Source organism: Streptomyces sp. NPDC055400 (genome assembly GCF_053644375.1).
Window position 1 is genome coordinate 303,346 of sequence record NZ_JBSHLM010000008.1, and the last position, 12,023, is coordinate 315,368.

The 12,023-nt window shown below is 70.8% G+C and carries 9 protein-coding genes and 2 pseudogenes; 9 read left to right on the top strand and 2 right to left on the bottom strand.

Annotation, left to right across the window (positions count from 1 at the left end; all coding sequences use genetic code 11):
- The first annotated feature begins 92 nt into the window (after positions 1-92).
- The 5 genes from ACWIGU_RS22915 to ACWIGU_RS22935 all read left to right on the top strand — a co-directional run bounded on the left by ACWIGU_RS22915 (position 93) and on the right by ACWIGU_RS22935 (position 6,904).
- Positions 93-1,271 carry a sensor histidine kinase gene (locus tag ACWIGU_RS22915; protein WP_454403491.1) on the top strand — a complete coding sequence of 393 codons (1,179 nt, stop codon included), beginning with the start codon at positions 93-95 and terminating at the stop codon, positions 1,269-1,271.
- 123 nt (positions 1,272-1,394) lie between these two features.
- Positions 1,395-2,744 (top strand): sensor histidine kinase, encoded by a 1,350-nt coding sequence (locus tag ACWIGU_RS22920; protein WP_454403493.1) that lies wholly within the window; start codon positions 1,395-1,397, stop codon positions 2,742-2,744.
- A 175-nt stretch (positions 2,745-2,919) separates the two neighbouring features.
- Positions 2,920-3,579, top strand: a complete 660-nt coding sequence (locus ACWIGU_RS22925) for a LuxR C-terminal-related transcriptional regulator (protein WP_454403495.1) — start codon at positions 2,920-2,922, stop codon at positions 3,577-3,579.
- A 321-nt stretch (positions 3,580-3,900) separates the two neighbouring features.
- The gene (locus ACWIGU_RS22930; protein WP_454403497.1) at positions 3,901-5,832 is read left to right on the top strand and encodes a 2-oxoacid:acceptor oxidoreductase subunit alpha; all 1,932 of its coding nucleotides are present in this window, start codon (positions 3,901-3,903) and stop codon (positions 5,830-5,832) included.
- Complete coding sequence (locus tag ACWIGU_RS22935; RefSeq protein ID WP_454403499.1) at positions 5,825-6,904, top strand: 2-oxoacid:ferredoxin oxidoreductase subunit beta; 1,080 nt, start codon at positions 5,825-5,827, stop codon at positions 6,902-6,904. Before ACWIGU_RS22930 ends, ACWIGU_RS22935 begins: the two co-directional genes overlap by 8 nt.
- 32 nt (positions 6,905-6,936) lie before the next feature.
- On the opposite strand, the gene ACWIGU_RS22940 is transcribed toward ACWIGU_RS22935, so the two are convergent.
- Positions 6,937-7,311 (bottom strand): winged helix-turn-helix transcriptional regulator, encoded by a 375-nt coding sequence (locus ACWIGU_RS22940; RefSeq protein WP_454403501.1) that lies wholly within the window; start codon positions 7,309-7,311, stop codon positions 6,937-6,939.
- Between the two features lie 92 nt (positions 7,312-7,403).
- Between ACWIGU_RS22940 and ACWIGU_RS22945 the strand changes: the two genes are divergently transcribed.
- Both ACWIGU_RS22945 and rarD read left to right on the top strand, forming a co-directional pair.
- The gene (locus ACWIGU_RS22945) at positions 7,404-8,261 is read left to right on the top strand and encodes an SDR family oxidoreductase (protein ID WP_454403503.1); all 858 of its coding nucleotides are present in this window, start codon (positions 7,404-7,406) and stop codon (positions 8,259-8,261) included.
- Between the two features lie 199 nt (positions 8,262-8,460).
- Complete coding sequence (gene rarD, locus ACWIGU_RS22950) at positions 8,461-9,414, top strand: EamA family transporter RarD (RefSeq protein ID WP_454403665.1); 954 nt, start codon at positions 8,461-8,463, stop codon at positions 9,412-9,414.
- On the opposite strand, the pseudogene ACWIGU_RS22955 reads toward rarD, so the two are convergent.
- Positions 9,401-10,762: pseudogene (locus ACWIGU_RS22955) on the bottom strand (MFS transporter); the annotation flags it as partial. The gene rarD and the pseudogene ACWIGU_RS22955 overlap by 14 nt on opposite strands.
- Positions 10,763-10,864: 102 nt before the next feature.
- On the opposite strand from ACWIGU_RS22955, the gene ACWIGU_RS22960 reads away from it, so the two are divergent.
- Entirely contained in the window at positions 10,865-11,350 is a 486-nt protein-coding gene (locus ACWIGU_RS22960) for a winged helix-turn-helix transcriptional regulator (protein WP_454403505.1), read from the top strand.
- Between the two features lie 22 nt (positions 11,351-11,372).
- Positions 11,373-12,022 (top strand): annotated as a pseudogene (locus ACWIGU_RS22965) (flavodoxin family protein).
- Position 12,023 lies beyond the last annotated feature (1 nt).

The following is a 12,023-nucleotide window of genomic DNA, read 5'->3' on the forward strand; positions in this document are numbered from 1 at the left end:
CAGGCGTCCAGGGTTGAGGTGGGGTTATCCCCCGCCGGGTCCGGCAGCCCGCCTCATGGCGCCCCGGCGCCCGGCCGGGCACGCTGGCGCATATGACCGCTCGCATCATCACCACAGAGCCGGACGCGGACCGCCCGCCGGCCCCGCGCTTCGCCTTCGGCCGGCACACCTGGAAGGAGATCGCGTATCTCCTCAGCAATCTGCCGGTCGCCGTGCTCGGCTTCACGTATGTCGTGACGATGCTGGCCACCGGCGTAGGCCTGGCCGTGACGGTGATCGGCCTGCCCGTGCTCGCGGCCGGTCTGCTCGGCGCGCGTCAGCTCGGGAAGGCGGAGCGCGGGCGGGCCCGCGCCCTGCTCGGGCTGCGCATCGAGGAGCCGAGCCCGCTGCCGCGCCGGCGCGACGAGGGCTTCTTCGGCCGGCTGTGGTCCCGCCTGAAGGACCCGGTGGGCTGGCGGGCGATGCTGTACGAGTTCATACGGCTGCCGTGGGGCGTGCTCACGTTCGCGATCACGCTGACCGGGCTCTTCGTGCTGTGGCCGGTGCTTCCGTTCATCGTGCGGAGTCTCACCAACGCGGACCGGGCGATGGCGCGGGCGCTCCTGTCGCCCTCGGACGAGCTGGAGCGGCGGATCGCCGAGCTGGAGTCGGACCGCGGCGTCGTCGTCGACACGGCCGCCGCCGACCTGCGCCGCATCGAGCGCGACCTGCACGACGGCGCACAGGCCCGCCTGGTCAACCTCGCGATGGGCCTCGGCCTCGCGAAGGAGAAGCTGCTCGAGGACCCGGACGCCGCTGCCGCGATGGTCGACGAGGCGCACGGCGAGGTGAAGCTGGCCCTTCAGGAGCTGCGCGATCTGGCCCGCGGCATCCACCCGGCGGTCCTGACCGACCGCGGCCTGGACGCGGCCCTGTCCTCCGTGGCCTCGCGCTGCACGGTCCCGGTGAAGGTCACGGCCGACCTGCCTCAGCGGCCCGCCGCGGCGATCGAGGGCATCGCGTACTTCACGGTGTCCGAGCTGCTCCAGAACGTCAGCAAGCACAGCGGGGCACGGTCGGCGTCGGTCGACGTGTGGCGCTCCGGGGACCGGCTGCTGATCCAGGTGAGGGACGACGGGCACGGCGGCGCGAGCCTCGACAAGGGCACGGGCATGTCGGGCCTCGCGGACCGGCTCGGCGCGGTGGACGGCCTGTTCGTCGTGGACTCGCCGGAGGGCGGCCCGACGACAGTGACCGCCGAGCTGCCCTGGCGCGACCGCACACCCGCCTGAGAAGCACCGCGGGGGTAGGGAAAACCCCCGGTCCAAGACGCCGACCGGCTCCATGGCCGCGAGGCGCCGCCGCGAGGAGTCTGGACGTACCAGGCGGACGAGCAGAACGGACGGACCCCACCGATGATCACGCCCACGCAGTACGGACAGGGACACGGCTACCGCGACGACGCGGTGGCCGGGGAACGGCGTCACCGTCTCCCGGCCGGGCTGCGCGCGCCGTTCGAGGGCCGTACGTTCCGCGAGTTCGGCTATCTGCTCCTGAGCCTCCCGATCAGCATCATCACGTTCGTGTACGCGGTGACGATGGTGTCGCTCGGCGCCGGCCTGCTGATCACGTTCCTCGGCATCCCCGTGCTGGCCGGCGCCCTCGCCGGGGCGCGCGGGTTCGCCGCGATGGAGCGGGCCAGGGCGCGCGCGCTGCTCGGCGTCGACGTCGGCACCCCTGCTCCGCTGCGGCCCCGCGCCCACGGCCCGATGGCGTGGACGGGCGCCCTCCTCAAGAGCGGCGAGTCCTGGCGCAACCTGCTGTACACGGTCGTGCACTTCCCGTGGGCGGTCTTCGCGTTCAACGTCGCGCTGGTGTTCTGGACGGTCGGCTGGTCCCTGCTCACGTATCCGCTGTGGCAGTGGGTCTTCCCCATGTACGCGGGCCAGGGCGGCATCCAGTTGTACGGCGACGGCGCGCACAACGTGTACCTGGACAACCCCTTCGAGATCACCGTCACCGCGGCGGTCGGCCTGCTGATCACGCTCGCGACGCCGTGGATCATCAGGGCGCTGGCCTCCGTGGACCGGGCGCTGGTGAGCGGGCTGCTCGGCCCCTCGCGGCTGGCCACGCGGGTCGTGGAACTCGAGTCGGACCGCGGCGTCGTCGTCGACACGGCCGCCGCCGACCTGCGCCGCATCGAGCGCGACCTGCACGACGGCGCACAGGCCCGCCTGGTCAACCTCGCGATGGACCTGGGCCTCGCCAAGGAGAAGCTGACGGAGGACCCGCGGGCGGCGGCGCGCATGGTGGACGAGGCGCACGGCGAGGTGAAGACGGCGCTCCAGGAGCTGCGGGACCTGGCCCGTGGCATCCACCCGGCCATCCTGACCGACCGCGGCCTGGACGCGGCCCTGTCCTCCGTGGCCTCGCGCTGCACGGTCCCGGTACAGGTCGAGGTCGACCTGCCCGCGCGGCCCGCGCCGGCCATCGAGGGCATCGCGTACTTCACGGTGTCCGAGCTGCTCCAGAACGTCAGCAAGCACAGCCGGGCGACCCGCGCCACGGTCGACGTGTGGCGGGTCGAGGACCGGCTGATGCTCCAGGTGATGGACAACGGTGTGGGCGGCGCCGACGCCTCCGCCGGTTCCGGCCTCGCGGGGCTCGCCGAGCGGCTCGACGCCGTCGACGGGATCCTCCTGGTGGACTCGCCGGCGGCGGGCCCGACGCGGATCACGGCCGAACTGCCGTGGCGGCGCGCCTGACGGCCGGCTCACGCGTGTGCGGTGCACCCTTCCCCGGGGCGCACCGCACACGCGTGTCCTCCCTCTTCCCGGCCAATCCCGGCACCACTGCCCGGGACCGTCCGGATGCTGGGATGCTGGTGACTGCTGAACGGGTGGGACGGGCTGTGGGGGGCCGAGAAACGTGGAGGACAGAGTGCGAGTGGTCATCGCCGAGGATTCAGTGCTGCTCAGGGAGGGCCTGACCCGGTTGCTGACCGACCGCGGGCACGACGTGGTGGCGGGCGTGGGAGACGGGGACGCGCTGGTCAAGACCATCACCGAGCTGGCCTCGCAGGACGCGCTGCCGGACGTGGTGGTCGCCGACGTGCGGATGCCGCCGACGCACACGGACGAGGGTGTGCGCGCCGCGGTCCTGCTGCGCAAGCAGCACCCGGGGCTCGGGGTGCTGGTCCTTTCGCAGTACGTGGAGGAGCAGTACGCGACCGAGCTGCTCGCCGGTTCCAGCCACGGTGTGGGCTACCTGCTCAAGGACCGGGTGGCCGAGGTGCGCGAGTTCGTGGACGCGGTGGTGCGGGTGGCGCAGGGCGGTACGGCGCTCGACCCCGAGGTGGTGGCCCAGCTCCTGGGGCGCAGCCGTAAGCAGGACGTGCTGGCGGGGCTGACTCCGCGTGAGCGCGAGGTGCTCGGCCTGATGGCCGAGGGCCGGACGAACTCGGCGATCGCGCGTCAACTGGTCGTGAGCGACGGCGCGGTGGAGAAGCACGTCAGCAACATCTTCCTGAAGCTGGGGCTGTCCCCGAGTGACGGGGATCACCGGCGCGTTCTGGCGGTGCTCACCTACCTGAACTCGTGACGACCTGACAACCTGTCAGATATGGCGGGAATCGACCGGTGGACTCCAGGACGATCCGGGACCGGCTTCCGGGCCGGCTCGGAGTCGACCCGGATTCGACCCGGATTCGGTCCTAGAACCAAAGGATGAGTGGGCGCGTCTTCGAACAGGGGGCCGTAGGGGTGGGTAAATCGTGACAAACAAGGTCATCAGGGTGTCTCATTGTCGCGTCCACCATGCGAACCATCCAGGGAAGGCGACCCTTACCGACGTAGGGTGGGCCATGGAGAGGCCGGTCGGCCGGCCGCTCCCGCAGAGCCGCCTCGAGGGAGGTCCAGTTCAGTGACCAGCCAGGTCAGTAGCCCGGCCGAGCAGGCCGATGGGGCAGTGGTCGGAGAGCAGCGCAAACACGCGAACGACAAGGACGTACGGCGTCTGGACCGGGTGATCATCCGGTTTGCGGGTGACTCGGGCGACGGGATGCAGCTGACGGGTGACCGGTTCACCTCGGAGACTGCGTCGTTCGGGAACGACCTGTCCACGCTGCCGAACTTCCCCGCCGAGATCCGGGCGCCCGCAGGGACACTGCCGGGCGTTTCTTCGTTCCAGCTGCATTTCGCGGACCACGACATCCTCACGCCGGGCGACGCGCCGAACGTGTTGGTGGCGATGAACCCGGCCGCCCTGAAGGCGAACATCGCGGATGTGCCGCGCGGCGCGGAAATCATCGTCAACACGGACGAGTTCACCAAACGGGCGATGCAGAAGGTCGGTTACGAGACCTCCCCGCTGGAGGACGGCTCGCTGGACGGGTATCACGTCCATCCGGTGCCGCTGACGACGCTCACGGTCGAGGCGCTCAAGGAGTTCGAGCTGTCCCGCAAGGACGCGGGCCGCTCGAAGAACATGTTCGCGCTGGGTCTGCTGTCGTGGATGTACCACCGGCCCACCGAGGGCACGGAGCGGTTCCTCAAGTCGAAGTTCGCGAAGAAGCCGCAGATCGCCGCGGCGAACATCGCCGCTTTCCACGCGGGCTGGAACTTCGGTGAGACGACGGAGGACTTCGCGGTCTCCTACGAGGTCGCGCCCGCGTCGTCCGCGTTCCCGACCGGCACCTACCGCAACATCTCCGGGAACCTGGCCCTGTCCTACGGGCTGATCGCGGCGTCCAAGCAGGCGGATCTGCCGCTGTACCTGGGCTCGTACCCGATCACGCCGGCCTCGGACATCCTCCACGAGCTGTCGAAGCACAAGAACTTCGGCGTGCGCACGTTCCAGGCGGAGGACGAGATCGCCGGGATCGGCGCGGCGCTGGGCGCGTCGTTCGGCGGCAGCCTCGCCGTCACGACCACCTCCGGCCCCGGAGTGGCCCTGAAGTCGGAGACGATCGGACTGGCCGTCTCCCTCGAACTGCCGCTGCTGGTGGTGGACATCCAGCGCGGCGGCCCCTCCACCGGGCTGCCCACCAAGACGGAGCAGGCGGACCTGCTCCAGGCGATGTACGGGCGCAACGGTGAGGCGCCGGTTCCGGTGGTCGCGCCGCGCACGCCCGCCGACTGTTTCGACGCGGCGATCGAGGCGGCCCGGATCGCGATCACGTACCGCACCCCGGTCTTCCTCCTCTCCGACGGCTACCTGGCCAACGGCTCGGAGCCGTGGCGCATCCCCGAGATCGACCAACTCCCCGACCTGCGCACCCAGTTCGCGTCCGGCCCGAATCACACCGAGGCCGACGGCACCGAGGTGTTCTGGCCCTACAAGCGCGATCCGCAGACGCTGGCCCGTCCGTGGGCGATCCCGGGCACGCCGGGTCTTGAGCACCGTATCGGCGGGATCGAGAAGCAGGACGGCACGGGCAACATCTCCTACGACCCGGCCAACCACGAGCACATGGTCCGCACCCGCCAGGCCAAGATCGACGGCATCGAGGTCCCGGACCTGGAGGTCGACGACGCCTCGGGCGAGGCCCGCACCCTGGTCCTCGGCTGGGGTTCGACCTACGGACCGATCACCGCCGCCGTACGCCGGCTGCGCACCGCCGGCGAGCACATCGCGCAGGCCCATCTGCGCCATCTGAACCCGTTCCCGCGGAATCTGGGCGAGGTCCTGAAGCGTTACGACAAGGTGGTGATCCCCGAGATGAACCTCGGCCAGCTGGCCACCCTCGTCCGGGCGAAGTACCTGGTGGACGCCCGCTCGTACAACCAGGTCAACGGCATGCCGTTCAAGGCTGAGCAGCTCGCCACGGCTCTCAAGGAGGCCATCCATGGCTGACACCGGCACGAAAGGCACGGGCGCGATCGAGGCGCTCTCGCTCGTACCCAAGGCCGAGGCCGAGCAGTCCATGAAGGACTTCAAGTCCGACCAGGAAGTGCGCTGGTGCCCCGGCTGCGGCGACTACGCGATCCTGGCGGCCGTCCAGGGCTTCATGCCCGAGCTCGGCCTGGCGAAGGAGAACATCGTCTTCGTCTCGGGCATCGGCTGCTCGTCCCGCTTCCCGTACTACATGAACACCTACGGGATGCACTCCATCCACGGCCGCGCCCCGGCCATCGCGACCGGCCTGGCCTCCTCGCGCCGCGACCTGTCCGTGTGGGTGGTCACCGGTGACGGCGACGCCCTGTCCATCGGCGGCAACCACCTCATCCACGCCCTGCGCCGCAACGTGAATCTGAAGATCCTCCTCTTCAACAACCGGATCTACGGCCTCACCAAGGGCCAGTACTCGCCCACCTCCGAGGTCGGCAAGATCACCAAGTCGACGCCGATGGGCTCTCTCGACGCGCCCTTCAATCCGGTGTCCCTCGCGCTCGGCGCGGAGGCGTCGTTCGTGGCCCGTACCGTCGACTCCGACCGCAAGCACCTCACCGACGTGCTGCGCCAGGCGGCCGCCCACCCGGGCACCGCCCTGGTGGAGATCTACCAGAACTGCAACATCTTCAACGACGGCGCCTTCGAAGTCCTGAAAGACAAGCAGCAGGCCGAGGAGGCGGTGATCCGCCTGGAGCACGGGCAGCCGATCCGCTTCGGCACCGGCCTCGCCAAGGGCGTCGTGCGGGACCCGCAGACCGGTGACCTGGAGGTCGTCGACGTGAGCGAGGACAACCAGTCACAGATCCTCGTCCACGACGCGCACGCGGCCTCGCCCACGACGGCGTTCGCCCTGTCCCGCCTGGCCGACCCGCACACCCTGCACCACACGCCCATCGGTGTCTTCCGCTCCGCCGAGCGGCCCGTCTACGACGTGCAGATGTCCGAACAGCTCGACGAGGCGATCGAGCAGAACGGCAAGGGCGACCTCGGCTCGCTGCTCGCCGGGGGCGACACCTGGACCGTGGTCGGTTAGGCGGATCCGCCCGATGACACAGCCCGCGCCCCTCAGGGGGTGCGGGTTTCGTCGTATGCCGCCCTGGCCTCCGTCACCGCTTCCATGCGGCGCTCCGTCCACGTCGCGAGCGTTCTCACCTGTTCCGCCGCCTCGCGGCCGAGACCGGTGAGCGAGTAGTCCACGCGCGGCGGGATGACCGGCTTCGCGTCGCGGTGCACCATGCCGTCACGCTCCAGGGTCTGGAGTGTCTGCGTGAGCATCTTCTCGCTGACGCGGCCGATCTCCCTTCGCAGCTCGCTGAACCGGTACGAGCGCTCCTCGAGGGCGATCAGGACGAGGACGCCCCAGCGGCTGGTGACGTGTTCGAGCACGAGCCGGTACGGGCACATGTCCTCGCCGCCGGAACTCCCCTTACTTACTGCCATGCCAGTACCTTACTTCAAAGTGGGTACTTTCCAATAGTTAGCGCCCGGCGTAAGCTCAGCGCTATAACCAGCCACTAAGGGAGATTTCAGACATGAGCATCGTCGTCACCGGAGCCACCGGACACCTCGGCCGTCTCGTCATCGACGGCCTCCTCGCCGCCGGCGTCCCGGCGGAGCGCATCGCCGCCGTCGTCCGCGACAAGGAGAAGGCCGCCGGCCTCGCCGCCCGCGGCGTCGAGCTGCGGATCGCCGACTACAGCGCGCCCGAGACGCTGACCGGGGCCTTCGCCGCCGGGGACCGGGTCCTGCTGATCTCCGGCAGCGAGGTCGGGCAGCGTGTGGCGCAGCACCAGGCCGTGATCGACGCCGCGAAGGGCGCGGGCGTCGCGCTGCTCGCGTACACCGGCGTACTCGGCGGGCCCGCCGCCGACTTCGACCTGGCGGCCGAGCACAAGGTGACCGAGCAGGCGATCCTCGACTCCGGCCTGACGTACACGTTCCTGCGCAACGGCTGGTACCACGAGAACTACACCGAGAACCTCGCCCCGGTCCTGGAACACGGCGCCGTCACCGCCTCCGCGGGCGAGGGCCGCGTCGCCTCCGCCTCCCGCGCCGACTACGCCGCCGCCGCGGTCGCCGTCCTCACCGGCGAGGGCCACGAGAACCAGGCGTACGAGCTGAGCGGCGATGTCGCCTGGTCGTTCGCCGAGTACGCCGCCGAGCTGTCGAAGCAGACCGGCCGCACGATCACGTACAACTCCGTCACGCCCGAGCAGAACCGGGAGATCCTGCTCGGCGCCGGACTGCCCGCACCCGTCGCCGGCATCTTCGTCGGCGTCGACACCGCCATCGGGCAGGGCCTGCTCGCCTCCGCCAATGGCGACCTGTCCCGGCTGACCGGCCGCCCCACGACCCCGCTCGCGGACGCGATCAAGGCCGCGCTCGCCTGAGAACGGACGGTCTCCCACCCGCACGGACGTGCTGTCATGACCGTATAGGGATACGGACATGACAGCTGGTGCCCCGCGGCGCTACCTTCATGGGTGGCCGCCACGGGGCGTCCGCGTGTGTGAAGGAGGGGCCGTGGAGGCTGGGCAGTCGAGGAGCGAACAGCGCACAGGACTGTTGAACGGCATCGCCGCCTACGGGATGTGGGGCCTGGTGCCCCTGTTCTGGCCCCTGCTCAAGCCCGCCGGCGCCGGTGAGATCCTCGCCCACCGCATGGTGTGGTCGCTGGCGGTGGTCGGCATCGCCCTGCTCTTCGTACGCCGCTGGGCCTGGGCCGGTGAGCTGCTGCGCAACCCGCGCAGGCTGGGTCTCGTCACCGTCGCCGCGGCCCTCATCACGGTCAACTGGGGCGTCTACATATGGGCCGTGAACGCGGGCCATGTCGTCGAGGCGTCACTCGGCTACTTCATCAATCCGCTGGTCACCATCGCCATGGGCGTCCTGCTCCTGGGCGAGCGGCTGCGGCCCGCGCAGTGGGCGGCGGTCGGCGTCGGCCTCGCCGCGGTCCTCGTCCTCGCCTTCGGATACGGGCAGCCGCCCTGGATCTCCCTCTGCCTGGCCTTCTCCTTCGCCACGTACGGCCTGGTGAAGAAGAAGGTGAACCTCGGCGGCCTGGAGTCGCTCGCCGCCGAGACCGCGATCCAGTTCGTGCCCGCGCTCGGCTACCTGCTGTGGATCGGCTCGCAGGGCGAGTCCACGTTCGGCAACGGCGCGGGCCACGCCACGCTGCTCGCGGCGACGGGCCTGGTCACCGCGATCCCCCTGGTCTGCTTCGGCGCCGCCGCCATCCGCGTACCGCTGTCGACGCTGGGGCTGCTCCAGTACCTGGCGCCGGTCTTCCAGTTCCTGCTCGGCATCCTGTACTTCCACGAGGCGATGCCCGCCGAACGCTGGGCGGGCTTCGCTCTCGTATGGGTGGCGCTCACGCTCCTGACGTGGGACGCCCTGCGGACGGCCCGGCGGGGGCGGATCGCGCTGGCCGAGCAGGAGGCGCGGGCGACGGCTCCGGAGACGGTGCCGGAGTCGGCGACGAGTCCCCAGGCACAGAGCCGGCGGCAGGCGCAGCCGGATCCGCGGCGCGAGCCGGCCGCCTGATCCCGCGCGCCGACACGAGCGCGCCCAGCGTCACCATCACCACCGGCACCACGAGGGCCGCGCGGAAGGCGGAGAGCGTGTCCGGGCCGGCCCCCTTCGAGGCGAGCCCGTACACCGCGGTCACCGCCGAGATGCCGAGCGCCGAACCGAACTGCGTCGACGTGTGGAGCAGCCCGCCCGCGAGCCCCTGCTCCTCCTCCGCGACCCCGTCCGTCGCCGCGATGGTCAGCGGACCGTAGGCGAGCGCGAACGCGGTCCCGGCGAGGATCAGGGTCGGGAACATCGCGGCGTACGTCCAGTCCGTGCCGACCGGCAGGAAGAGCCCGTACGCGAGGATCGCCAGCAGGAAACCGCCGAGGACGACGCGCGCGTTGCCGAAGCGCTCGACCAGACGCGGGGTGAGCGTCGGCGCGAGGACCGCGTCGCAGCCCATCACGACGAGCGCGATCGCCGTCTGCAGGGACGACCAGCCGCGCAGTTCCTGGAGGTACAGGGTCAGCACGAACTGGAACCCGAAGAACGCGCCGACGAACAGCAGTGCCCCCAGGTCGGCGCGGACCACCGTCCCCGTACGAAAGATGCCGAGCCGCACGAGGGGCGCCGCGCTGCGCCGCTCCACTGCGACGAAGACACCGACGAGTGCGAGCCCCAGGGCGACGGCGGCGGCCGTCAGCGGCCAGTCCGCGAGCCCGTGTTCGAGCCGCACGACGCCGTAGGCGACCAGCAGCATGGCGCCCGCCGCCGCGGCCGCTCCGGCCACGTCGAAGCCGCCGCGCCGCCGCCCGGGCGCGGCCTGCGCCGGAATCAGCCGCACCGCGGCGGCCAGGATCACGCCGGCGAGCAGCACGGGCGCGAAGAACACCCACCGCCAGCCGAGCTCGGTCAGCAGCCCGCCGATGACGAGCCCGAGGGAGAAGCCGCCCGCGGCCGTGCCCGCGAAGACGAGGAGCGCCTTGTTGCGCTGCGGCCCCTCGGCGTACGAGGTGGTGATGAGCGACAGCGCGGCCGGCGTCATGAACGCGGCGGAGACGCCGGTGACGAAGCGCGCGACGATCAGCATCCACCCCTCGGTCGCGAAGCCGCCGAGCCCGGAGAAGGCCAGGAAGACGGCCAGCGAGAACAGGAACATACGGCGCCGCCCGAGCAGATCGGCCGCCCGGCCGCCGAGCAGCGTGAATCCGGCGTAGCCGAGGACGTAGGCGCTCATGACCCACGCGGCCGTTCCGGTGCCGAGCGCCAGATCGGACCGGATCGAGGGGATCGCGACGGCGAGCATGGCGACGTCGACGCCCTCCAGAAAGATCGTTCCGCAGAGGACCAGCAGCAGTGCCCAGGCGCGAGTACCCATGACGGGTCGGCTCCTCAAGTCGCATACAGGAATGGGTGGTTACGCGGCGGAGGGTCGGTTCCCTCTTGTAACCACATCGATCCTGCGGCAGCATCGACGGGCATGGAAGAAGGCACTTCAAAGTCACCGAGTAACTGCGCGAGCACCGTCTCCGGCGACGGCTACGGCGATACGGACCCCTTCCAGTGGGACACCCGTGAGGACTGCGAGGTGCGCCAGATCCTCGACCGGGTCGCCGACAAGTGGTCCCTGCTCGTCATCGCGCTCCTCGAACACCGGCGGCTGCGCTTCACCCAGCTGCGCCGCGAGATCGACGGGATCAGCCAGCGGATGCTGACGGTCACGCTGCGGCAGCTGGAACGGGACGGCCTGGTGAAGCGGACCGTGCACCCGGTGGTGCCGCCCCGGGTCGAGTACGAACTGACACCGCTCGGCGGCACGCTGCACGAGACGATCCGGTCCCTGGTGACGTGGACCGAACGCCATCAGGGCGAGATCGCCGCGGCCCGCGCCGCGTACGACACCCGGACGCAGGAGGAGCTGGCAGCGGCAGCCGCCGGAGCGGCGGTCGGCGCGAGCGCCCCCTGAGCCGCGGCCCGGGGCGGGCCCCCTGTCCCGCCCGTTCCTCTTTCTGCTCGGCAGCAGCCGCGGCGAAGGCAACACCGAGATCCTGGCCCTCCCCCAAGCTCTTGAGGAGCAGGGGGACCCCCATGGCCGCCGAGCAGCTCTCCCCCGAGGTCGGGCAGCGGTGGATCGACCTCGCCGCGCCCCCGCTCCCCGACTTCGAGGACCTTCGCCACGACAGCGACCACACCCGGCCCGCCGGCGACAACACGGCGCTGCTCCTGGACGCGACCCTCGAAGCCACCGACATCGTCATCGCGTCGCCGCTGTACTGGTACTCCGTCTCGGCCCCCACCAAGCGCTACCTCGACTACTGGTCGGGCTGGCTGCGCACCCCCGGCATCGACTTCAAGGCGACGCTCCAAGGGCGCACTCTGTGGGGCGTGACGGCGCTCGCCCACGAGGAACAGGTCGTCGCGGACCCGCTGGTCGGCACGCTGAGCAACTCGGCCGCGTACATGGGCATGCTCCCCCACTGCCTTAAGGGCGTGGGCGGTACCCCCAGGCGGTGTCCTGCTCGGCAACAGCAGCAAGCCCGGCGACGTCCTCAAGGACGAGGAGGCGCTGCTGCGCGCCAAGACGTTCTTCGGGCCCGAACGGCAGCCGGAGATCGCCCGCTTCCCGTACGAGGCGTAGC